This is a genomic window from Sphingomonas sp., assembly GCF_035317925.1.
Lineage (GTDB): Bacteria > Pseudomonadota > Alphaproteobacteria > Sphingomonadales > Sphingomonadaceae > Sphingomonas_I.
Genome location: NZ_DATHFV010000177.1, coordinates 22,878 through 47,642, shown reverse-complemented (window position 1 = coordinate 47,642; position 24,765 = coordinate 22,878). Strand labels below are relative to the sequence as shown.

The following is a 24,765-nucleotide window of genomic DNA, read 5'->3' as shown; positions in this document are numbered from 1 at the left end:
GACGGCTCCGACGCCGAATGCAATGAACTGACGGATCAATTGGTCGCCGCCGGCACGCTTACCCGGCTCGATCCGGTGACGCGCCCCAACAGCTTCTACGCGCGCTCCGATCCGCGCGATGTCGCGCGCGTCGAGAGCCGCACCTTCATCTGTTCCGAACGCGAGGACGATGCCGGCCCGACCAACAATTGGTGCGCGCCGCCCGAGATGCGTGCGCGGCTCGATCCTTTGTTCAAGGGCGCGATGCGCGGGCGGACAATGTATGTCGTCCCCTACTGCATGGGGCCGCTCGGATCGGACAAGAGCGCGATCGGGGTCGAGATCACCGACAGCGCCTACGTCGTCCTGTCGATGAAGATCATGACGCGCATGGGCCAGGCTGCGCTCGACATGCTGGGCGATGACGGCTTCTTCGTGCGCTGCGTCCATACGGTCGGCATGCCGCTGATCGACCGCATCAAGGACGTGCCGTGGCCGTGCAACGAAGAGAAGTGGATCGTCCATTATCCCGAGACGCGCGAAATCTGGTCTTATGGTTCGGGCTATGGCGGCAACGCCTTGCTCGGCAAGAAATGCTTCGCACTCAGGATCGCGTCGGTGATGGCGCGCGACGAGGGCTGGCTCGCCGAGCATATGCTCATCCTCAAGCTGACTTCGCCCGAGGGTCAGGTCCATTATATCGCCGCCGCTTTCCCCAGCGCCTGCGGCAAGACCAACATGGCGATGCTGGAGCCGACCATCCCCGGCTGGAAGGCCGAGACGATCGGCGACGACATTGCCTGGATGCGCTTCGGCAAGGACGGGCGCCTCTATGCGATCAATCCCGAAGCGGGTTTCTTCGGCGTGGCGCCGGGCACTGGGCCTGCCACCAACCGCAACGCGGTCGAGACGCTGACTGGCAATTGCATCTTCACCAACACCGCGCTGACCGAAGAGGATGACGTGTGGTGGGAAGGCCTGACCGACACCCCGCCCGCCGGCCTGACCGACTGGCAGGGCCAGCGCTGGTCGCCGTCCTCGGGCAAACCCGCCGCGCATCCCAATGCGCGCTTCACCGTTCCGGCCGGGCAATGCCCCGCGATCGCGCCCGAATGGGATTCACCCGAAGGCGTGCCGATCTCCGCCATCCTGTTCGGCGGCCGGCGCGCGTCGGCGGTGCCGCTCGTGACCGAGGCGTTCGATTGGCAGCATGGCGTCTATCTGGCGGCGAACATCGCGTCGGAAGGCACGGCGGCGGCCGAGAACAAGCTGGGCGAGCTGCGCCGCGATCCGTTCGCGATGCTGCCCTTCTGCGGGTATAATATGGCTGATTATTTCGACCATTGGCTGCGCATCGGCGCAGCCGCCCAATCCGATGCGAGCCGCCTGCCGCGCCTCTATCTGGTCAACTGGTTCCGTAAGGGGCCGGACGGCAAGTTCGCCTGGCCCGGCTTCGGCGAGAATGCGCGCGTGCTCAAGTGGATCGTGGAGCGGATCGAAGGTGCAGCCGATGCACGGGAAACGCCGATCGGCCTGCTGCCGGCAGAGGGCGCGCTCGATCTTTCGGGCCTCACGCTCAGCGTCGAGCAGAAAGATCTGCTGCTCGAGGTGGATCGCGACGTGTGGCGAGAGGAGGCACGGCTCAGCCGATCCTATCTCCGGACGTTTGGCGATCGCCTGCCGCCCGCGCTCTGGCGCAAGCAGGAAGCGCTGGAAGCACGATTGGGAGCGGCCGCCGAAGCGACGGGATAAACGGTCTTTGCCGGGCCCTCGCCCGTGCTCTTCCGCTATCGTAACAGCAAAGCTGCGCAGGCTGTGCCGCAGCCATCGGCGGGACTAGCGCCAGATAACGCAAGGTGGGAGCCGCAACGTGCGGCTCCCGAAACATAAGACCTAGTACCCTCTACGGAGATTGCGAATGTGATTGGCGATGGAGTCGTGGTTCACCGCGTAATCGTAGCCCCGGTTCGCTCGCGACTGCCTGCACGACCATCATGGATCCTGGTTTTCTTGTCGATCTGGACAGGATGCCGAGGTTCGAAGAACCTAGTCACATTCGATCCACGGCAGGCCATCGATCAAAACGGCGGCCCCTCGACGCGATCCTTGCGACATCGCTGGCATTCGTCGCGGCCAGGCCGGCAATTCAAATAGCCATGCGGACATGCCCAAAGTTCCCGCAGGAACGCGGCGAAAGCTTTAAGCGCACTCGACAAATCAACCATCCTGACGCGCGCCCATGTGCGCTCGGGCTTGGTGACACGATCCCATGTTGGGGTTCACGGGATAGTCGCCAGGCGGTGGCGGATTTCGGGGGATCCGAGATTCGCATCCTCTTTTCCCGACTAATACGGCTTTGACGGAAAGCGCGCAGGCACCGGCCAGCAGGTCACACGCAAATCGGCATGCAACACTCCGCATATCCGCTATACTGACCTGAAGCAGGCCGGGGGCGGATATGATCGGGGGCAAGTTTGTACGGCGCACAGGCGGCGCCATCACCGGTTGGGCACGGTGCTTCGCGCGTCAGCGGACCGCGACCTATCTCGTCTGGTATCTCCTTTCGATCCTCGCCTTCGCGGCCTTCTATTGCGCGCTGCCGTCGAACAATTTCTACGCGCCCTTCATCGGCCGCGAACCGCGCACGTCGCAGGACACCAAAGCGTTCCGGCAATTCCTGACCGACAAGATGAGCCAGTCGGCGCAGACCTGGAGCCTGTCCAACTACGTCGATTTCAACATGGCCGACGTCGCGCTCGCCCGCGTCGAGCAGGTGGCGAGCACGCGGTCCGTCCGCCTGTTCCTCATCACCAAGGGCAATCCGGGCGCGGGCAAGCCTCCGCAGACGCTGACGCTGGATCTTGCCACCAGCGGCATGCCCGAGAAGGGCGGATTCTGCCATCCGGTCACAGTCACGCCCGACGCCGGCCCGCCGCCCGATCCCGCCTTGCTGGACGTGCTTTTCCACGATGCCCCGGGTTGCACCTTGACCCCTTATTATGTGGGGCTCGACTCCGACGAAGAGGATTATTTCCACAATTACACGGCCGGCGCTGCCGGAGAGCCCAAGCTGCTGAGCGGCTATGGCCTGCGCATGATCCTGTTCAGCATCATGACGATCACGACCACGGTTTTCGGCGACGTGATTCCGCTGACGCGCACCGCGCGCCTCGCGGTCGCGATCGAGCCTTTATGGGGATTGCTGATCCTGTGTTTGGCGGTGCGGGCGATCGTCCGCAAGGGCCGGTCGGAGGCCTAGACGGACGGCCCGCTCAGGGCGTTGCCGGGCAATAGCTCTTCAGGAATTCGGCATGCGTCGGCAGCTTCGCCACCCTGTCGGCGATGTCCTTGCGCATCGTGGCGAGCGTCTGGCGCAATTCGTCGTGCGGCATCATCGCCGCCAGCCGGTGATAGCCCTCCGGCATGACACGCTGGCCGGGCAGCACCATCGCCCAGCTATCCACCCGGAACAGTTCGTGCGGCATCTGGTACGCGCGCGCATCCTCGCGCCAGATGTCGATCCGTTCCTTGAGGCTGTCGGGGATATCCATCGCCCGTTTGCCCTTCCAGAACTCGGAATCGTCGCGCTCGTTCTGATGATAATGGAAGATGATGAAGTCGCGGATATGCTCGAATTCCTGCCGCGACTTGTCGTTGAAACGGTTCACCAGCGCATCGTGGCAGCCGTAGAAGGGGAAATCCTGGATCAGCCGCGTGACCGCCGTCATCATCAGGTGGATGCTGGTCGATTCCAAGGGCTCGATGAAGCCGTTGGCGAGGCCCAAAGCGACGCAATTCTTGACCCACGTCTTGTTGCGCATGCCGGTCTTGAAGCGCAGCAGCCACGGCTCGATCGTCGGCTCGCCGTCGATGTCCGCCAGCAATTTGGCGCGCGCCTCGTCGTCCGACATGTGATTGCTGTCGAAGACGATGCCGTTGCCCTCGCGTCCCTGCAGCGGGATGCGCCAGCGCCAGCCCGCCTTGTGCGCGAAGCAGGTCGTGTAAGGCTGCGGCGGATGGGGCGAGATCGATTGCACCGCGATCGCGCTGTTGGTGCTGACCCACTGGCTCCAGTCGTCGAAACCGACCTCCAATGCCTGCCCCAGCAACAGCGACCGGAAACCGGTGCAGTCGACGAACAGATCGCCCTCGATCCGCGCGCCCGATTCGAGCGTGATGGAATCGATGTTGCCGCTCTCGGCATTGCGCTCGACCGATTGAATCTTGCCTTCCACGCGCTTGACGCCGGCGGGTTCGGCCAGCCCGCGCAGGAACTTTACGTAGCGCGCCGCATCCAGATGATAGGCATAGCCGATGCCCGGCTCGATCTGGTGCGAGAAGCGATTGGCCTCGCCCGCGACCCATTCGAGGCAATATTCGCCGAGATCGCCGCCAAAACCCTTGGCGCGCGCGTGCAGCCAGAAATGGTGGAAATCCGCCATCCAGCTCACGGGTTTGCCGAGCAGGCCGAAGGGGTGGATGTAGCGGTCGCCGATCCGCGCCCAATCGCGGAATTCGATGCCCAGCTTGATCGTGCCGAGCGTCGCCGCCATGAACTTGCGCTCGTCGATGCCCATGAAATTGTGGAAGCTGCGGAAGGTCGGCACGGTGGATTCGCCGACGCCGACCGTCGAAATCTCGTCCGATTCCACAAGCGTGATGTCGATCAGCGGACCGAGATGGCGAACCAGCGCCGTGGCCGTAACCCAGCCCGCCGTGCCGCCGCCCGCGACCACTACGCGCTTGACCACCTGGTTGCGCGAATTCTTCGCCATTCCCCTGCCCGCTCCCGTCTTTTCTGAATCCTTGTCGAGGCCAGCTTAGCCGGGCGGCGGGCAATGGGAAGCAAAAGACGGTAGTGGGCTCAGTCTGAATTCGGGGCTAAGCTTTGGGGAATGGCTGATCTGGTCGCTATCGTAGGGGCGACTGAGGAAGCCAGAAAAAGCGCGGGAAATATCAGAGGCAAAGTTAGTCGGGATGCCTTACGTAAGCTAAACCAGCGCACGTGGTGCATTTCCCTTCGACCCATTTGTTACGCTGTTGCGCATACAGTGATCCATCCGGAACGCTGGAACCGCAGGTACCGCACTTACATCGCGTCGCGCCTCGACAGTGCGGGCATATTGTATACCCGTCCGGTATTCTCATGCCGTTTAGGTAGGTCGTCATGATACGACCGTATAAAATTCTAGTGGCAGACGCTAGATCACCTCCGATTTCACACTAACCCACTACCCAAAAGACGCGCGGCTGGCGGAGACCGGATCGATCCGCCATTAGTCGGCGCGATGCCGCCCTTGATTTCGGATCCCTGGTTCCTCGCCATCGGTGCGATCGCGGTCATTCTGCTCGGCATCAGCAAAGGCGGTTTCGCCGGCGTCGGCGCGCTCGGCACACCCTTGCTCGCTTTGGTGGTCGGGCCGGTTCAGGCCGCCGCGATCGTCCTGCCGATCCTGATCGTGCAGGACGTCGTCGGTGTCTGGGCGTTCCGCAAAAGCTGGGACGGCCGCATCCTCGCCCTGATGCTGCCCGGCGCCGTCATCGGGATCGCGCTCGCTTATGGCTTCGCCGCGCGCCTGCCCGAAGCCGGCATGCAGATTTTGCTCGGCCTGATCTCGATCCTGTTCGCGCTGCGCAGCCTGTGGCTCCAGCGCGGCGGCCGCGTGCCCGCGCCGGCCGATCCGCCGCGCTGGTTCGGCTTCCTGATGGGGATCGTCTCCGGCGTGACCAGCCAGATCGCGCATGCCGGCCAGCCGCCCTTCCAGATCTACGTCCTGCCCCGCCGCCTGCCGCGCGACGTGCTGGTCGGCACGACCGCGATCTTCTTCGCCGCGGTCAACTGGATCAAGGTGCCCGCTTATCTCGCGCTCGGCCAGTTCACCCGCGCGCACCTGATCGCCAGCGCGGTGCTGATGCCGCTCGCCTTCGCCTCGACGCTCGCGGGCGTATGGCTGGTGCGGCGCGTCGATGCCGATCGCTTCTACGGGCTGATCTACTGGCTGATGCTGCTGGTCGGGCTCAAACTGATTTACGACGGATTGGCCTGAGAGTCCGTTTGAGAAAGCGCGAAAGAGCGCTTTCTGGCAGCCGGTTCCGGCCCGCTCCCCCACCCAACCTCCCGATCCAGCATGACCATGTCGGGAGGTTGGGTGGGGGAGCGGGCCGGAACCGGCTTTCTCATAAAGACTCTGACGCCCTGTAAATCGGGTCGGCGCGACCCTAGCTTTGCAAGACTGCACCAAAGCTGGGAGCTCCCATGGCCGATCTGTCCGCATTCCCGATCACGCACCGCTGGCCCGCCGAGCATCCCGACCGCATCCAGCTTTATTCGCTGCCGACGCCCAACGGCGTGAAGGTGTCGATCATGCTGGAGGAAACCGGCCTCGCCTACGAACCGCACCTGGTCGACATCGGCAAGAATGAAAGCTGGACGCCCGAATTCCTGTCGCTCAACCCCAACGGCAAGATCCCCGCGATCATCGATCCCAATGGCCCCGGCGGCGAACCGCTTGGCCTGTTCGAATCCGGCGCGATCCTGCAATATCTCGCGGAGAAAAGCGGCCAGTTCCTGCCAGCCGATCCGGCGCGACGTTACCAGACGCTGCAATGGGTCTATTTCCAGATGGGCGGCGTCGGGCCGATGTTCGGCCAGCTCGGCTTCTTCCACAAATTCGCGGGCCGCGAGATCGAGGACAAGCGGCCGCTCGAACGCTACGCGAAGGAATCGCAGCGCCTGCTCGGCGTGCTGGAGACGCGGCTCGAAGGCCGCATTTGGATCATGGACGACGACTATACGATCGCCGACATCGCCCTGATGGGCTGGGTCCGCAATCTGATTGGCTTCTACGGCGCGGCCGAGATCGTCCATTACGATCAGCTCAAGAACGTGCCCGCCTGGCTCGAACGCTGCCTCGCGCGGCCGGCGGTGCAGCGCGGCGTCAACATTCCGGCGCGTCCGGCCTGACACGGCGACCGTGGCAGGGCTGCCACCGTTAACCCCGTTTTTGGGCGGCTCCTCTTGAGCAAAGCGCTTCGCTGTGCTTCTTTACTCCGGGGCGGGGGGCCGCCCGGACGCTGACGGGCGCAAGAAGGCTTTAAGGAGCTTTTGCGCGTGAATGCCCATTCCTCCGTCGACCAGATCGATCGCCGTCAACTTATCGCCGCTCTCCGCGCACTGCGCAGAGGCGACTTTTCCGTGCGTTTGCAGGAAGATGCGCCAGGCGTGGACCCCGAGATCGCGACCCTCTTCAACGAGGTTGTCGCGATCAATGAGGAGATGACGCAGGAATTCGAACGCCTGTCGATGGTGGTCGGCAAGGAAGGCAAGATCACCCAGCGCGGCCGCGTCAAATCCGCCACCGGCGGCTGGGAAAGCGCGATTCGTTCCGTCAACGAACTGATCGAGGACATGGTGCAGCCGACCACCGAGGTCGCGCGCGTGATCGGCGCGGTCGCCAAGGGCGACCTTACCCAAAGCATGACGGTGGAGATCGACGGGCGCCCGCTGCGCGGCGAATTCCTGCGCATCGGCAAGGTCGTGAACACGATGGTCGATCAGCTCAACGGCTTCGCCAGCGAGGTGACGCGCGTCGCGCGCGAAGTCGGCACCGAGGGCAAATTGGGCGGCCAGGCGAACGTGAAGGGCGTCGCCGGCACGTGGAAGGACCTGACCGACAACGTCAACGCGATGGCGACCAACCTCACCAGCCAGGTCCGCAACATCGCCGACGTGACCACCGCCGTGGCGCGCGGCGACTTGTCGAAGAAGATCACGGTCGACGTGAAGGGCGAAATCCTCGAGCTCAAGAACACGATCAACGTCATGGTCGATCAGCTCAATTCGTTCGCCTCGGAAGTGACCCGCGTCGCGCGCGAGGTCGGCACCGAGGGCAAATTGGGCGGCCAGGCGCGCGTCGAAGGCGTCGCCGGCACGTGGAAGGATCTGACCGACAACGTCAATCTGATGGCCGACAATCTGACCGGCCAGGTCCGCAACATCGCCGAAGTGACCACCGCCGTCGCCTCGGGCGATTTGTCCAAGAAGATCACCGTCGACGTGAAAGGCGAAATCCTCGAACTCAAGAACACGATCAACGTCATGGTCGACCAGCTCAACGGCTTCGCCTCCGAAGTGACCCGCGTCGCGCGCGAGGTCGGTACCGACGGCAAGCTCGGCGGCCAGGCGCAGGTGCCGGGCGTCGGCGGCACGTGGAAGGACCTCACCGACAACGTCAACCTGATGGCCGCCAATCTGACCGGCCAGGTCCGCAACATCGCCGAGGTGACCACCGCCGTCGCGCGCGGCGACTTGTCCAAGAAGATCACGGTCGACGTGAAGGGCGAAATCCTCGAGCTCAAGAACACGATCAACACCATGGTCGATCAGCTCAACGGCTTCGCATCGGAAGTGACCCGCGTCGCGCGCGAGGTCGGTACCGAGGGCAAATTGGGCGGCCAGGCACAGGTGCCGGGCGTCGCGGGCACCTGGGCCGATTTGACCGACAACGTGAATCTGATGGCCGACAATCTGACCGGTCAGGTCCGCAACATCGCCGACGTGACCACCGCCGTGGCGCGCGGCGACTTGTCGAAGAAGATCACGGTCGACGTGAAGGGCGAAATCCTCGAACTCAAGAACACGATCAACGTCATGGTCGATCAGCTCAACGGCTTCGCGTCGGAAGTGACACGCGTGGCGCGCGAAGTGGGTTCGGACGGCAAGCTTGGCGGACAGGCGCAGGTGCCCGGCGTGGGCGGCACGTGGAAGGATCTGACCGACAATGTGAACGCGATGGCCGCCAACCTCACCGGCCAGGTCCGCAACATCGCCGAAGTGACCACCGCCGTCGCGCTGGGCGATCTTTCCAAGAAGATCACCGTCGACGTGAAGGGTGAAATCCTCGAGCTCAAGAACACGATCAACACCATGGTCGATCAGCTCAACGGCTTCGCCTCGGAAGTGACGCGCGTGGCGCGCGAAGTGGGTTCGGAAGGCAAGCTCGGCGGCCAGGCGCAGGTGCCGGGCGTGGGCGGGACGTGGAAGGATCTCACCGACAACGTCAACGCCATGGCCGCGAACCTCACCGGCCAGGTCCGCAATATCGCCGAGGTGACCACCGCCGTCGCGCTCGGCGACCTGTCCAAGAAAATCACCGTCGACGTGAAGGGCGAAATCCTCGAACTCAAGAACACGATCAACACGATGGTCGATCAGCTCAATTCCTTCGCATCCGAAGTGACCCGCGTCGCGCGCGAGGTCGGCACCGAGGGCAAACTCGGCGGCCAGGCGCATGTGCGCGGTGTCGCCGGCACGTGGAAGGACCTCACCGACAACGTCAATCTGATGGCCGACAACCTCACCGGCCAGGTCCGCAACATCGCCGACGTGACCACCGCCGTGGCGCGCGGCGATTTGTCGAAGAAGATCACGGTCGATGTGAAGGGCGAAATCCTCGAGCTCAAGAACACGATCAACGTCATGGTCGATCAGCTCAACGGCTTCGCCTCGGAAGTGACCCGCGTCGCGCGCGAGGTCGGCACCGAGGGCAAGCTCGGCGGTCAGGCGCAGGTGCCCGGCGTGGGCGGTACGTGGAAGGATCTCACCGACAACGTCAACCTGATGGCGACCAACCTCACCAACCAGGTGCGCGGCATCGCCGACGTCGTGACCGCGGTGGCGCAGGGCAACCTCAAGCGGAAGCTGACGGTGGACGCCAAGGGCGAAATCGCCGCGCTCGCCGAGACGATCAACTTCATGATCGAAACGCTCGCCACCTTCGCCGATCAGGTCACCAACATGGCGCGCGAAGTGGGTATCGAGGGCCGGCTCGGCGGTCAGGCGCGCGTGCCGGGTGCCGCCGGCCTGTGGCGCGACCTGACCGACAACGTGAACCAGCTCGCCGCCAACCTGACCGATCAGGTGCGCTCGATCGCCGACGTGGCGACCGCCGTCACCAAGGGCGACCTTACCCGCTCGATCGCGGTCGCCGCCTCGGGCGAAATGGCGGCGCTCAAAGACAACATCAACGAGATGATCCGCAATTTGAAGGATCAGACGCTCAAGAATTCCGAGCAGGATTGGCTCAAGACCAACCTCGCCCGCTTCAGCCGCATGCTGCAGGGCGAACGCGATCTCGCGACCGTGTCCAATCTGATCATGTCCGAGCTCGCCCCGCTCGTCGGCGCACAATATGGCGTGTTCTACGTCACCCGCCGCGAGGAGAGCGAGACCATCCTCGATCTCGTCGCCAGCTACGGCGCCGAGACGCGCGAGGAACTCAAGAACAGCTTCAAGTTGCGCGAAGGCCTCGTCGGCCAGTGCGCCGCCGATCGCCGCGCGATGCTGCTCAAGGACGTGCCGAACGAATTCATCAAGATCGGTTCGGGCCTCGGCCACGCCAAGCCCGCCAACGTCGTGATCATGCCGGCCTTGTTCGAGGACGACGTCAAGGCGGTGATCGAGCTGGCCTCGTTCAGCGAGTTCAACGAAACCCACCAGACCTTCCTCGACCAGCTGATGGAATCGGTCGGCATCGTGCTCAACACGATCGCCGCGACGATGCGCACCGAAGGCCTGCTGTCGCAGTCGCAATTGCTGACGCAGGAGCTGCAGGCGCGCCAGACCGAGCTCACCACCAAGCAGGAAGAGCTGCACAACACCAACGAGGAATTGCAGGAGAAAGCCCAGCTGCTCGAAAATGAGAAGAAGCAGGTCGAAGCCAAGAATTTCGAGATCGACATGGCGCGCCGCGCGGTCGAGGAGAAGGCCGAGCAGCTGTCGCTCACGTCGAAATACAAATCCGAATTCCTGGCCAATATGAGCCACGAACTGCGCACGCCGTTGAACTCATTGCTGCTGCTGTCGAAGCTGCTGGCGGATAATCCGCAGGGCAATCTCAACGAGAAGCAGACCGAATTCGCGCGCACGATCCACTCGGCCGGATCCGATCTGCTCAGCCTGATCAACGACATCCTCGATCTGTCGAAAATCGAATCGGGCACCGTCTCGATCGAGATCGGCGACATGCCGATGGCAGGCCTCGGCCAGCATATGGAACGCACCTTCCGCCAGCTCGCCGCCGACAAGGGCCTCGACTTCAAGGTCGCGTTCGACCGCGCTTTGCCCTCGTCGATCCGCACCGACGAGAAGCGCCTCCAGCAGGTCGTGCTCAACCTGCTCTCCAACGCGTTCAAGTTCACCGCCCAGGGCAGCGTCACGCTCAACGTCACCAGCGCGATGGGCGGATGGAGCACCAACCACCCCGTGCTCAAGACCGCCGATCAGGCGATCCGGATCAGCGTGACCGATACCGGCATCGGCATCCCCGAGGACAAGCAGAAGCTTATCTTCGAGGCGTTCCAGCAGGCCGACGGCACCACCAGCCGCAAATATGGCGGCACCGGTCTCGGCCTCTCGATCAGCCGCGAGATCGCGCGCCTGCTCGGCGGCGAATTGCAGGTGCGCTCGAAGCCGGGCGAGGGCTCGACCTTCACGTTGTTCATCCCGCTCCAGGCGAGCGTGCCGGCGACCACGCCGGTTACGGGGACGCAGCCGCGCTATGAGAATAGCGGCGCGATCGTCGCCTCGGCGCTGCCGACCAACATCGAGATATTCGACGATCGCGATGCGCTCGGCGACGATCCGTTCGTGCTGATCGTCGAGGACGACCCGACCTTCGCGTCGATCCTGCTCGACCTGGCGCACGATGCAGGATTGAAGGGCGTCGTCTCGACCGCGGGCGCGGGCACGCTGGCGATGGCGCGCAAGCTCCAGCCTAACGCGATCACGCTCGATCTGGGCCTGTCCGATATCGACGGCTTCGTGCTGCTCGATCTGCTCAAGCACGATCCGCAGACCGGCCACGTGCCGATCCACGTCATCTCAGGCGCGGACGAGGCCGAAAAGGCGGTGGATATCGGCGCGTTCGGGGTCACCACCAAACCGGCCGCGCAGGAAGAATTGCTGGCGGTGTTCGAGACGCTGATGGCGCAGATCAACCGCACAGACCGGCATGTGCTGATCGTCGGCGACGCAGCCCCGCGCCGCGCCGCCGCCGAAGCGCTGCGCGATACCGGCGTCCAGGTCGAGGATGCGGGCAGCTTCGCCAGGCACCGCAAGGCGTTCGATCGGTTCGATGTCGTGCTGCTCGCTTTCGCCGACAGCGCCAAGGCGGCGGCCGAACTCGCCAAACTGGACGCACGCGACGTGACCCCGCCGATCCTGGTGCTGAGCCAGGACGGCGATGCCGCCGGCCTCGCCGCGCAGGCGACCGAAATGGGCGGCGGGCGCGACATCGCGATCGTCGGCGGGCTCGAGGAACTGGCGCCCCGCCTGGCGTATGCGACGCGGCGCGGTCGCGCGCCGATCAACGACAATGCCGCGCGCGCCACGCCGCGCGCGCCGGTCGCGGATGAGCTGCGCGGCGCCAAGGTGCTGATCGTCGACGACGATATCCGCAACATCTACTCGCTGACGAGTGTGCTCGAAACCTATGGCGTCGAGGTGCTCCATGCCGAGCGCGGCCGCGACGGCATTACCATCCTGGAGAATACGCCCGACATAAACGTTGCGCTGATCGACATCATGATGCCCGAAATGGATGGCTACGAAACGATGCAGCAGATCCGTGCCGAACCCGCGATCGCGGGCGTGCCGTTGGTTGCGGTGACCGCCAAGGCGATGAAGGGCGACCGCCAGAAATGCCTCGATGCGGGCGCATCCGATTATATCGCCAAGCCGGTCGATATCGAGCTGATGCTGGCGCTGTTGCGCGTCTGGATCGGCCGGTCGCGCGACGAGAAACCGGCGATCCCCGACTTTGCCGAGGCGGCGGCGGAGTAGGTCATGGCACGCGGCCCGACCGCCAATAGCGATATGCGTCCGCCCGGCCTGGCGGCCGAACGCGCGCGCATTCTTTTGGTCGACGATGACGAGCGCAACCTGCTCGCGGTCAAGACCGTGCTCGACGATGTCGCCGACGTGGTCATCGCCAATTCGGGCGAGGAGGCGCTCCGCCAGCTGTTGAAGGGCGAGTTCGCGGTCATCCTGCTCGACGTCTACATGCCCGGCATGGACGGCTACGAAACCGCCCAGATGATCCGCAGCCGCGAGCAGACCAAGCGCATCCCGATCGTCTTCCTCTCCGCGGTCAACAAGGAGAGCGAACATCTGCTGCGCGGCTATGCGATGGGCGCGGTCGATTATGTGTTCAAGCCGGTCGACTCGGTCGTGCTCAAATCCAAGGTCGCGGTGTTCGTCGATCTGTTTCTCATGCGCCGCGAAATCCAGCGCAACGCCGCGCACGAACAGAGGCTGCTCGACGCCACGATCCGCGCCAATGCCGACAAGCTGCGTGTCGAACAGGAATTGCGCCTCGCCGAACAGCGCCAGGCGGCGATCCTGCAATCGCTGCCGATCGTGCTCTATCTGGAGGACAAGGACTCAAGCCCCCGCGTGCCGCGGTTCGTCGCGGGCAATTTCCAGGCGCTGACCGGCTTCGATTTCGACGCGGTGCGCGCCAACCCCAATCTGTGGGAAGAACGGCTCCATCCCGAAGACCGGGATCGCGCGCTCGCCGGCATCGCCAGCCGCCGCAGCGCGCGGGCGGGCGCCTTCGAATATCGCTGGCAATGCGCCGACGGCAGCTGGAAGAATTTCCTCGATCAGGCCGTTCTGCTGCGCGACGAACGCGGCGCGGCAACCGAATTCGCGGGCACGATCCTCGATGTGACCGAACGCAAGGCGCTGGAGGCGCAGCTCACCCATAGTCTCAAGATGGACGCGATCGGCAAGCTTACCGGCGGGATCGCGCACGATTTCAACAATCTGCTCGCCGCCGTGCTCGGCGGGATCGGCATGATCGAGCGGCGGGTGAAAATGAGCGACGATCAGCGCCGCATCGTCGAGATGACCAAGCATGCCGCCGAACAGGGCACCGAACTGGTCAGCCGCCTGCTCTCCTTCGCGCGGCGCCAGACGCTCGAACCCGCGCATCTGCCGATCCACCTGCTGGGGGAATCGGTCGGCGATCTGCTCAGCCACACGCTCGGCGGCCTGGTCCGGCTCGACTGGAAATTCGCGGACGATCTGTGGCCGGCTTATGCCGACGCGTCGCAGCTCGAACTCGCTTTGATCAACCTGATCATCAACGCCCGCGACGCCATGCCCGCCGGCGGCACGGTCACCGTGGTCGGCGCGAACCGGACTTTGTCCGCGCACAGCCAGGTCGGGCTCGCGGCGGGCGACTATGTTCTGCTCACCGTCCAGGACGATGGCGCGGGCATCCCGCCCGAACTGGTCAACCAGGTGCTCGAGCCGTTCTTCACCACCAAAGAGATCGGCAAGGGCACAGGCCTTGGCCTGTCGATGGTCTATGGGTTCGCGCAGCAATCGGGCGGCACGTTGCGGATCGAGAGCGAGGTCGGCACCGGCACCAAGGTCGAGATCTGGCTGCCGCGCGCGCTCGGCGAGGCCAATACGGCGCGGGAAAAGCCCGGTGTCGAACCGATCGTCGCGCCCGCGCGCGGTGCGCTGCGCATCCTGCTGGTCGACGATCATGCCGGCGCGCGCGTCACCACCGCGGCGTTGCTCGAGGATATGGGTCACGACGTGGTCGAGGCGGCGGACGGGCACAAGATGCTCGATCTGCTGCGCGCCGCCCCAGGCCGGTTCGATCTGATCATCAGCGACTATGCGATGCCGCTCATCTCGGGCGCGGAGGGCATCCGCCAGGCGCGCGAAATCTGCCAGGACATCCCCGCCGTCCTGATCACCGGCTATGCCGAGGCCGCCTCCATTTCCGGGCGGCCGTCCGACGTGCACATCCTGCTCAAGCCGTTCGGCGCGGAGCAATTCGGCGCCGCGATCGCCACCGCGATGGGGCGCCGCTCGGTCGCGATCGCGGCCGAATAGCTCAGGGCACCTCGTCGAGAAACTGCCCGATCGCGGCAAGCGCCTCGGGCTCGTCCAGCATCGGCGCGTGGCCGACATTGGGCACCTCGCGCAGCCGCGCGCCCGCATGCTCGGTGATCATCCGCGTCGCGTCGCCGGCGGCGAGCAGATCGGACAGGCCGCCGCGCAGCAACAATAACGGCCGCCCACTCGCCAGCCCATGCCAGCGCTCCCACGGATCGGCCGGCAGCGGCCCCGTGCCGAACGCGGCGGCGATCGCCGGATCGTAATCGGCTGCGACCCGGCCGTCCGCGTCGCGGAACATGCGCCGCGCCATGCGGCCCCAGTCCTCGGCGCGATAATGCGGCAATGCAGTCTCGTTCTGCCGCTCAAGATAGGTCGCCGCCGCGTCCCAGCTGTCGAACGCCGGCGCATTGCCGACATAGGTGCCGATCCGCGCCAGCCCTTCCGCCGCCAGCACCGGGCCGACATCGTTGATGACCGCGCCCGCGATCAGCGTCGGCGTGGTCGCCGCCAATTCCATCATGATCAGCCCGCCCATCGACGTGCCGATAAAGATCGCCTGTTCGATGCCGAGCGCTTCGGCCATGCGACGAACGTCGTCGGCATAGGTCGGCAGCCAATAGGATGCCGCCGGATCGCGATCCGACAGGCCGCGACCGCGCACATCGGCCGCCAGCACGCGCCGCCCCCGTGCCGCGATCCAGGGGGCCAGCGCATCGAAGTCGCGCGCATTGCGCGTGAGGCCATGCAGGCAGACGACCGGCAAGCGCCCCTCGCCCGCAGCGGCCGGATAATCGCGCGCATGGAGCGTCAGCCCCTCGGCCGACGCCCAGTGGAAATCCCGCCACCCATTGTCGGCTTGGCTCACGGCTCGCGCGGCCCCATGCCTCGCGCGATCAGGTCGCCGCCGGCGCGCGCCACCTCTTCGGTCGTGTAATCGTCGTCCCACACGCCGAAGCGCAGGCCGAGAAAGACGTTCATCCCCATCAAGGCCCAGGCACGGATTTCGGACGGGCCCGGGCTGATCTCGCCGCGCGCCTCGGCGGCATCGAGCCGCGCCGCGATGCGCCGCGCCGTGCTCGTATAATGTTCGCGATAGATCGCCGGATCGACGAATTCCGCCTCGTCGATGATCCGGTAGATTTCCTTGTGGTGCCGCGCGAACTCGAGGAACGCCTGCTGGCCCTCGCGCTCGGCCTCGAGCTGGTTCGCCTGCGCGGTGATGCGCGGCGCGACGAAATCGCGCACTTGGGTGGAAAGGTCGCGGACCAGCGCGGTAAACACCTCCTCCTTGCTGTCGAAATAGGTATAGAAACTGCCGATCGCGACGCCCGCGCGCTGCGTGATCTGGCTGATCGAAGCGTCGTGAAACCCCTTCTCGCCAAACTCGTCCGCCGCCGCGTCGAGCAGCAGGCGCAACGTCTTGCGGCCGCGCGCGGTCTTGGGCGTCTTGTCGCCGGACGCGGCGGGCGGGCGCGTATCCTTCTGAATTTCAGTCATTTCCCGCCAGCAACCTCTCTCCGGTGATTTCTAATTTGAAACCCGGTTCATGTTTCATTATGACGGCTCCGACACGAAGCGCAAGCGTCAGGCTCAAGCGCTCGAAGGAGAGGGGATTATGCGGTTTTCGGCTATCTCGATTCGCGCGCTTTTGATCGGCGGGGCAAGCCTCGGCGCGCTGGCGACGCCGGCGCAGGCGCAGACCAGCGCCACCACCAGCAACCAGACGGCGGCGGCCGATCCGACCGGCCAGGAAGTGGTCGTCACCGCGCGGCGGCGTGAGGAGACTCTGCTCAAGGTTCCGATCGCGGTCACCGCCTTCACCGCGCAGAAGCTGGAGGCGCAGGGTGCGATCGACCTGACCGACATCCAGACGACCACGCCCAACACCACGCTCAAGGATGCGCGCGGCACCAACTCCACCCTCGCCGCCTTCATCCGCGGCGTCGGCCAGCAGGATCCGGTGCCGGGCTTCGAAGCCGGCGTCGGCGTCTATCTCGACGACGTCTATCTCAACCGCCCGCAGGCCGCCGTGCTCGACGTCTACAATGTCGACCGGATCGAAGTGCTGCGCGGCCCGCAGGGCACGCTCTACGGCCGCAACACGATCGGCGGCGCGGTCAAATATGTCACCAAGCGGCTGCCTGACCATCTCGAACTCAATCTGAAGGGCACCTACGGTTCCTATAACGAGATCGACGGCGTCGTCAGCCTGTCGGCCCCGCTCGGCACCAGCGGCTTCAAGCTCGGCGTCTCGGGCGCGCGGCTCAGCCATGACGGCTTCGGCGAGAATACCAACCTCCACATCGACAATTACAACAAGGATGTGTGGGCCGGACGCGGCACGCTCGAATTCGAATCCCCCGACAACCGCCTGTTCGTGCGCATCACCGGCGACTACACCGATGATCAGTCCAATCCGCGCAACGGCCATCGCCTGATCCCGGGGCTGTTGTCGGGCGCGCCCGTGCTCGACAATGTCTACGACACGCAGGCCGGGCTCAACAATCCGAAGGAAAGCGTGAAGGGCGGCGGCCTTTCGATGTCGGTCAGCGCCGACATCACCGATCACATCACCTTCCGCAGCATCAGCGCGTACCGTTCGGACACATCCTACACCCCGATCGATTTCGACTCGCTGCCGGCGGCCGATGTCGATGTGCCCGCGGTCTACAAGAACAACCAGACCAGCCAGGAATTCCAGCTCCTCTACAAGAGCGACAAGTTGAACGGCATCGTCGGCTTCTACCATCTGGCGGCGGACGCATCGACCGGCTTCGGCGTGATCCTGTCGACGACGCTCGCCAATCTCGACGCCTATACGGCGGGCGATGTGAAGACCAACACCAACTCCTTCTATGGCGACTTCACCTACGACTTCACCGATCAGCTGAGCCTGTCGCTCGGCGGCCGCTACACATGGGATGATCGCAACAGCCACATCTTCAAGGCCAATTATATCGGCCTGACCTCGGAATTCGGCGGCACGCCGGTTCCGTTCGGGGCGCCGTCCACCAATTTCGACGGATCCGCCCACTTCAAGAAGTTCACACCGCGCGCGTCGCTCAGCTTCAAGATCACGCCCGACCAGATGATCTATGCGTCCTATTCGGTCGGCTTCAAGGGCGGCGGCTTCGATCCGCGCGGATCGGGTGCGTCCGCGCCCGACACCGACGGCAACGGCGTGCGCAGCTATCAGGAAATCTACAATTACCTGCTGTTCAAGCCGGAGACGGTGAAGAGCTACGAGATCGGCTGGAAGGGCGCCTTGTTCGACCACCGCCTGACCTTCGCCGCCGACGGTTTCTATTCCGACTATAGCGACGTCCAGGTTCCAGGCTCGGTCGGCTGCGTGATCGGCGGCGTGCAGAGCTTCTGCGGCATCACCACCAACGCCGCCAAGGCGCGCATCTGGGGCAGCGAGGTCGAGGCCAACGCGATCCTCGCGCGCGGCTTCGCGGGCGCCGGCTCCAACGCGTACTTCAACACCACGCTCGGTTACATCAACCCGAAGTACAAGACCTTCATCGGGCCGACCGGCGTCGATGTTTCCAATGTCCGCGTGTTCCAGAACACGCCGCACTGGACGACCAGCGGCACGCTGGGCGCGGCGCTGCCGATGGGATCGGGCATCCTCAACGGATCGACGGTCTTGTCGTACCGTAGCCTGACCCACCAGTTCGAGACGGCGAGCCCGTTCCTCGACCAGAAGGGCTATACGTTGCTCGACGCGAACCTGGTCTACAGCTTCCACGAGAGCAGATATTCGTTCGGGGTCCACGCCAAGAACATCACCGACAAGCGCTACAAGACCGCCGGCTACCAATATATCAGCTCGACCATCGCCGGCGTCCCGATCCTGAGCCCGACCGGCAAATATGTGCCGACCCTGGGCAAGGAAGGCATCGCCACCGCCTTCTACGGCAACCCTCGTCAAATCCTCGCGACTTTCACCGCGAAGTTCTAAGCTATGGCGGCCGGGTGGAAACGCCCGGCCGTTTCTTTTCCGGGGGAGTGTCCATGCCGCGCTACAGCACCACCGCATCGCGCGCCCTCGTGCTGGCGATGCTGCTGATCGTCTACACGTTCAACTTCCTCGACCGGCTGGTGATGGCGATCCTCGCCACCCCGATCAAAACCGAGTTCCACCTGAGCGACACCCAATTGGGCATGCTCGGCGGGCTCGCCTTTGCGGCCCTCTATTCGATCCTCGCCATCCCCTTCGCCTGGATCGCCGACCGCACGAAGCGGAGCTGGGTGATCAGCGCTTCGCTGTTGGTGTGGAGCGGCTTCACCGCTCTGTGCGGGCTCACCACAGGTTTTGGCCAGCTCTTCCTCTGCCGGCTCGGGGTCGGCGTCGGCGAAGCGGGCGGGGTCGCGCCCTCCTACGCGCTGATCTCGGATATCTTCCCATCGTCGCAGCGCGCCCGTGCGCTCGCCGTTTACTCGCTCGGCATCCCGCTCGGCGCGGGTCTCGGCGTCTTGTTCGGCGGCGCGGTCGCCGCCGCGGTCGACTGGCGCACCGCCTTCCTCGTGGTCGGCCTCGCCGGCGTGATCTTCATGCCGATCTTCGCGCTGACCGTGCGCGAGCCCGAACGAACCGGCACCGCCGCCGAGCGGCAGATTCCGGTCGCCCAGGTCTTCGGCATCCTCGCCGCCAAACCCGCTTTCTGGCTGCTCGCGTTCGGCGCCGCCGCCAGCTCGATGGTCGGCTATGGCCTCGCTTTCTGGCTGCCCTCCTTGCTCCAGCGCTCGTTCGGCATGACCTTGCTGTCCGCATCGCATTTCTACGGCCTGCTGCTGCTGGTCGGCGGCATACCGGGCATATTGCTCGGCGGCTGGACCGCCGATCGCGCGGGCCTCACCGGCAAGACCGGCTATGCCCGCATCCCCGGCATCGCTTTCCTGGTCGCGGTGCCGTTGTTCGCGGCGGGCATCCTCAGCCACAGCGCCGCGCTCGCGTTCGCCTTGTTCCTGATCCCGCAGGCGCTCTGTTACATGTGGCTCGCGCCCGTGCTGACCGCGGTCCAGCACCTCGTCCCCGCCCCGCTCCGCGCGACCGCGTCCGCCAGCTTCCTGCTGATCAACAACCTGATCGGCCTCGGCCTGGGCGCGCTCACGATCGGCAAGCTGTCCGACCTGCTCAAGCCGGCGTTCGGCGACGAGGCGCTGCGCATGGGCATGCTCGCTGCCTTGGTCTGCTATGTGGTCGCAGGGCTGCTGATGCTGGTGGCCGCACCCAGGCTGGCGAAGGATTGGGTGGAGTAGGTCGGCGCGCGCTATCAAACAAACGGCCGCTATTGGTGGAAAGCGGACATCAATGACGGTCTAGATTCCGGCTCGCGATGACAATTTTCCTTCTTCGTCATGCTGAACTTGTTTCAGAATCCACCCATCATCCGCATTGCAGCGCCTGTGACACGGTGGACCCTGAAACGAGTTCAGGGTGACGCACCTCCTGGCCCCGACCGCCGCTTCATGGACGCTCGCCGGGGTTCGTTATAAACCTCCCGACAGCTTGTTCTGAAGGATACACAGCATGGACCAGGTCACGGGCAATTGCCTGTGCGGCGACGTCCGCATCGTGGCGTCGGGACGCCCTTACCGGGTTGGCCTGTGTCATTGCCTCGACTGCCGCAAGCATCATGGCGCACTGTTTTCCGCGTCCGCGATCTTCCCGCGGGACGCTGTCACGATCGAGGGCGAGACCCGCGACTATGCCGGACGCCATTTCTGCCCCCATTGCGGCTCGTCCGTTTTCGCCCGCACCGCGGACGAAATCGAGGTGCATCTGGGCTCGCTCGATGCCCCCGACCAGCTAATGCCGACCTACGAAAGCTGGGTCGTCCGGCGCGAATCCTGGTTGCCGCCGTTCCCGCTGACACGGCGCTACGACCACGATCGCGACCCCACGAGCCGCTTCGAGGATTGATACCGCGCCTAGATCGCCACCGCGTACAGCGCGTGGTGACACAGGATGTAGAGCGTCCTTTTATCCTTGCCCCCGAACACCAACTGGATCGGCCGCTCCGGCACGTCGATCCGCGTCAGTTCCCTGCCGTCGGGCGCGTAGACGAACACCTGCCCATTCGCGACGAACACCTTGCCGTCGGGCCCGACCGCGACGCTCTCGCCGCCGCGCTCGGCGAACACCTTGAGGTCGGTCACCGTGCCCCCCGGCCCAACCAGTCCATTATAGGTCCGGCCCTCGGATTCGTTGGTCAGGAACACGCGCTCGCCCTGCTTCGCGGTGACCAGCCCGAGCGCGTCCATCGTATCGGAGAAACGCCAGTCGCCCTGCCGGAAGGTGCGGAAGGCGGGCAGCACCAGGCTGCCGTCGGGCGACACATATTCGCGTGCCTTGGGCGTTCCCATGCCCTGTGCGAACTGCTCCGCCAGCGTCGAATAACGATAGGTATTATGGTCGAGCTGATCCTTGAACTCGGCGTCATTCTTCCAGACATTGCCCGGCAGCGCGACGGTGACATTGTCATGCGCCTTGGCCGGCGTCGGCGGGATCAGGCTGATCGCACCGGCGGGATCGTTCGGATTGAAGCTATACACCGTGATCTCGTCGCCCTGCGGCGACATCGCCAGCACATTGCCCGACTTGTCGATCGCGAGATTGACCGGATCGAGCGTGTCGTCGCGCACGATCTCCAGCCTTTTTTCCGGCGTCCAGCGATAGATGCGCTGGAAGCGGCGCTCGACGAAATAGAGCGTCCCGTCCGGGGCAACCGCCGCCCCCGAAATCGAATGGAAACCATCCGCCAGTTTCTCGATCGCCCCGCTGCCCGGCAGGGGCGCCGGCGGCGTCGCCACCGGCATGCGATCGGTCACGTCCAGTACCGCGAATTCGCGTTCGCGCACCTGCACGTTGCGGGTCACGTCGGTGATCGCATTTTCGAACGGGAATTTGCTCGCGCGCAGATAGGGCGCGCAGCCATTCTCGTCGCACATCGCATAGCCGCTCTCGGCATTGGTATGCAGGTTGCGGAAGCGGATGTCGGACGAGTTCTGCAGCCGCACCGCGGTCGCGTTGGGGTGCACGTTCCGCGTCACGCGATAGGCGTGATAATTGGCGAACAATATGTTGCGCGAATTGCGCACGTCGAGGCTGATCGCATCCGCGCTGTCGCGCACCTCCTCCTCGGTCTGCGGCGCGAGGAATTCCCAATTCTCGACCCCGTCGAGCACGATCTCGTTACGGAAATGATGCTCGTTGGAGAGCTCGTAGACGTGCCCCGGCGTCTTGGTGTTCGACACCTTGAAGCCGGCATGCGCGATCTCGTCGGGCGTCCAGATATCGGCGAAGGTACCGCCGCCGCCATCGGTGATCCAGATGCTGGGATATTGCCCATCGACCCGCCCGACCGGCGCACCGCTACGCTGATCGCGCGGCGTGCCGCTGCCGCCCTGGATCTTGACGTCGTCGACCAGGGAATTGGGCCCCGCCTTCCACAGCAAGGCGGTCGCGCGCGGATTGGTGACGCCGGTATAGAGGCCGATCCCGCTGACGATCGCGTCGCCCCCCTTCGCGCTCTCGATCAGCGCCTTGGGCGTGTTGAGCCCGGCAAAGGCCGGCACGTTCTCCGGCAACATGATCTGCGTCCGGCTCGGATGCAGCCCGACCAACACCGTGTCCGGCTTCAGCTTCAGCGTATCGCTGACCTGATAATAGCCCTGAGGGAAATAGAGGATGCGATGCGTGTCGATCGCCTTCTGCAGCGCGGCGGTATCGTCGGTCTGGCCGTCGCCTTTCGCGCCCAGATCCTGGACATTGGCCCAGGCGGTCGAGAGCGGCAGCGGGCGGACCGCGCGATAGGCCGCGGGCATCGCGCGCAACGGCTCGGTCTGCCAGTTGGTGCGGATCGTGCCCGGCGCATTCAGCGCATCCAGCGTCAGCCCGTAGTTGAACGCCTTGACCCGATAGCGCGCGCCCGCACCCGTCAGCGTCTTCCCGCTCTCCCGGAAGCGCGCGAAGGTCGGCACGTTGCTCGCCGTCGCATTCTCGAAACCGATCTGCGTGAACAGGCTCTTCTCGGCACTGATCACCACCGCCGCCTTGGACACATTGGTGAAGCTGACGTCCTTGCCCCACAGCGAATCCGAATAGCCCTCGTCGATGTCGATCCCGACCGGCACGTCGCGGATCGCGACGTTGACCAAAGTCAGGTCGACCTCATGCTCGCGGATCGCGGCCTCGCGCTGTCCGTCGAATGAGCTGTCGATCAAAGTGAACTGCCAGGCGGGCGAGGTCTTCTCGCTGATGATGCCATAGCGGCCGCCATGGAAATGGACGTCCTCCATCACGTTCCCGGCGAGATAGACCCCCGCCAGACCCGAGCCCAAGCGGAAGTCCATGTGGCTCAGGAACGTGTGCTGCGCGACGTGGAAGCGCGCGACCACCGCGCCGGCATTGCCCGCGCCGATCTCGACATCGACATTGGCCATCGCCGAATAGAAAGTGCCGGAATTGGCGTCGAACAGATTGGGGTTGAACGGCACCGCGGTCGCAGGCGGGAAAGGCGGCTTCTTGTTGCCGTACTGATCGGAGCCGGTGAACGTGAACAGCGTCGCGACGCCCTTGTCGAAGCCCGGACTATTGTCGCCCAGCACCACCACCGGCCGCGTCTTGCCGACGCCGAAGATGCGCACCGCCGGCGGGATGATGATCGACCGGCTGACCCGGTAACGGCCCGAAGGCAGGAAGACGACACCGCCCTTGCCCTGATCGGTGGCGGCATCGATCGCGGCCTGGATCGCGGCGGTCTCGTCGGTCCGCCCGTCGCCCACGCCCTTTACCGTCACCGCGCGTACGTCCTTCGGCATGGTCGGATAGACCGATGTCGTGGCTGCGGACACCATCACCGGCACAGCCAGCAGCGCCGCCGCGATCAGCTTCGTCTTCATGCTTCCTCCACTCGTGCGATTGGATTATTTTTCGGGATCTTTGCCCGTGAACGGCGAACAGCACGGCTTGCCGATCGCATGGAATTCCATGATCTCGGCGCGCGTCCCGTCGGGATCGAGCAGGTTGAGCTGCCATTTGGCGTCGCGCCCGATCTTGGGGACGCCCTGCTGATCCTTCAGCCGGTCGCCGTTCCACAGCAGCGTATAGGCATCGCGGGTATTGGCCACGCCCAGCGAGAAATGATCGAGCACGCCCAGGTCCGCCGCCTTCATCGTCGGCGGGATGCCGAGCGTGTCGGGCGTGCCGACCACCATATATTCGAGCCAGTCGGTCCCGTCGGGCACCTGCAGGGAAATCCAGCTCGGATGATCCTCCTTCATCCCGCCGAACCAGTAAGGCCGGAAGCCGAGTATATCGCGCCAGAAGACATCCTCGTTGGCGCGATTGTGGATGATGAAGCCGACATGGATGATGTGGCTCGACAGCGGATTGACCGGGATTGCGGGCGGCGACGCGGGCGGCTGGACGAACTGGACGCGGTTACCCTCGGGATCGGTCACGTCGAACCATTTGCTGCCGTCGGGGGCGCTCGTCGCATGCGCCGGAACCTTGACCTTCTTTGACGCCAGATAGCCACGCATCGCCTCGGCATCGGCGACATTATAGGCGACGTGATCGAGCCGGTTGATCGACGGCGCGCCGGCGGGAAGCGGCAGCACCTCGATGAACTGCACCGGGCTGAAATAATAACGCGCGCCCGCCGGATTTTCGGGGTCTGGCAGTTTCACCGCGCCGAGATCGTGGACGTAGAACGCCTCGCTCTTCGCCGGGTCGGCGGCATAGACCGCAAGGTGCGAAACCGACGTCAGCGGCGGCCGTGCGGGCGGCGCTGCGGCGACGGGAGCCCCAACCAAGGCCAGTGCCGCGATCATAGCGCGCCGCATATCTCTCTCCCTAC

General features: G+C 64.7%; 14 protein-coding genes. 9 read left to right on the top strand and 5 right to left on the bottom strand.

What is annotated here, in order from left to right; translation table 11 throughout:
* Both VK533_RS13375 and VK533_RS13370 read left to right on the top strand, forming a co-directional pair.
* On the top strand, positions 1-1,731 hold a 1,731-nt coding region (locus tag VK533_RS13375), incomplete at its 5' end, for a phosphoenolpyruvate carboxykinase (GTP) (RefSeq protein WP_324378448.1).
* 706 nt (positions 1,732-2,437) lie between these two features.
* A complete protein-coding gene (locus VK533_RS13370; protein ID WP_324378446.1) occupies positions 2,438-3,238 on the top strand; it encodes a potassium channel family protein in 801 nt (266 codons plus the stop codon).
* Positions 3,239-3,251: 13 nt separating this feature from the next.
* Here VK533_RS13370 and VK533_RS13365 read toward each other — a convergent pair whose 3' ends face one another.
* Complete coding sequence (locus VK533_RS13365) at positions 3,252-4,754, bottom strand: tryptophan halogenase family protein (RefSeq protein WP_324378444.1); 1,503 nt, start codon at positions 4,752-4,754, stop codon at positions 3,252-3,254.
* Between the two features lie 513 nt (positions 4,755-5,267).
* Between VK533_RS13365 and VK533_RS13360 the strand changes: the two genes are divergently transcribed.
* The 4 genes from VK533_RS13360 to VK533_RS13345 all read left to right on the top strand — a co-directional run bounded on the left by VK533_RS13360 (position 5,268) and on the right by VK533_RS13345 (position 14,890).
* A complete protein-coding gene (locus VK533_RS13360; protein ID WP_324378442.1) occupies positions 5,268-6,026 on the top strand; it encodes a sulfite exporter TauE/SafE family protein in 759 nt (252 codons plus the stop codon).
* Between the two features lie 209 nt (positions 6,027-6,235).
* Positions 6,236-6,943 carry a glutathione S-transferase N-terminal domain-containing protein gene (locus VK533_RS13355; RefSeq protein ID WP_324378440.1) on the top strand — a complete coding sequence of 236 codons (708 nt, stop codon included), beginning with the start codon at positions 6,236-6,238 and terminating at the stop codon, positions 6,941-6,943.
* Positions 6,944-7,174: 231 nt separating this feature from the next.
* A complete protein-coding gene (locus tag VK533_RS13350; protein ID WP_324378438.1) occupies positions 7,175-12,820 on the top strand; it encodes a HAMP domain-containing protein in 5,646 nt (1,881 codons plus the stop codon).
* Between the two features lie 3 nt (positions 12,821-12,823).
* Positions 12,824-14,890, top strand: coding sequence for a response regulator (locus VK533_RS13345; RefSeq protein WP_324378436.1), 2,067 nt, complete (start codon positions 12,824-12,826; stop codon positions 14,888-14,890).
* 1 nt (position 14,891) lies between these two features.
* Here VK533_RS13345 and VK533_RS13340 read toward each other — a convergent pair whose 3' ends face one another.
* Complete coding sequence (locus tag VK533_RS13340) at positions 14,892-15,761, bottom strand: alpha/beta hydrolase (RefSeq protein ID WP_324378434.1); 870 nt, start codon at positions 15,759-15,761, stop codon at positions 14,892-14,894.
* The gene (locus VK533_RS13335) at positions 15,758-16,393 is read right to left on the bottom strand and encodes a TetR/AcrR family transcriptional regulator (RefSeq protein WP_324378432.1); all 636 of its coding nucleotides are present in this window, start codon (positions 16,391-16,393) and stop codon (positions 15,758-15,760) included. Before VK533_RS13335 ends, VK533_RS13340 begins: the two co-directional genes overlap by 4 nt.
* A 118-nt stretch (positions 16,394-16,511) precedes the next feature.
* On the opposite strand from VK533_RS13335, the gene VK533_RS13330 reads away from it, so the two are divergent.
* The 3 genes from VK533_RS13330 (at position 16,512) to VK533_RS13320 (ending at position 20,825) form a co-directional block, all read left to right on the top strand.
* A complete protein-coding gene (locus VK533_RS13330) occupies positions 16,512-18,860 on the top strand; it encodes a TonB-dependent receptor (protein ID WP_324378430.1) in 2,349 nt (782 codons plus the stop codon).
* A gap of 53 nt (positions 18,861-18,913) precedes the next feature.
* Entirely contained in the window at positions 18,914-20,161 is a 1,248-nt protein-coding gene (locus VK533_RS13325) for an MFS transporter (protein WP_324378428.1), read from the top strand.
* Positions 20,162-20,432: 271 nt separating this feature from the next.
* On the top strand, positions 20,433-20,825 hold the full coding sequence (locus tag VK533_RS13320; RefSeq protein WP_324378426.1) for a GFA family protein: 393 nt from the start codon (positions 20,433-20,435) through the stop codon (positions 20,823-20,825).
* A gap of 8 nt (positions 20,826-20,833) precedes the next feature.
* Here VK533_RS13320 and VK533_RS13315 read toward each other — a convergent pair whose 3' ends face one another.
* Together VK533_RS13315 and VK533_RS13310 are read right to left on the bottom strand one after the other, a co-directional pair.
* Complete coding sequence (locus VK533_RS13315) at positions 20,834-23,806, bottom strand: glycosyl hydrolase family 28-related protein (protein WP_324378424.1); 2,973 nt, start codon at positions 23,804-23,806, stop codon at positions 20,834-20,836.
* Between the two features lie 24 nt (positions 23,807-23,830).
* Positions 23,831-24,751: a VOC family protein gene (locus VK533_RS13310; RefSeq protein WP_324378422.1), complete on the bottom strand. Its 921-nt coding sequence runs from the start codon at positions 24,749-24,751 to the stop codon at positions 23,831-23,833.
* Positions 24,752-24,765 lie beyond the last annotated feature (14 nt).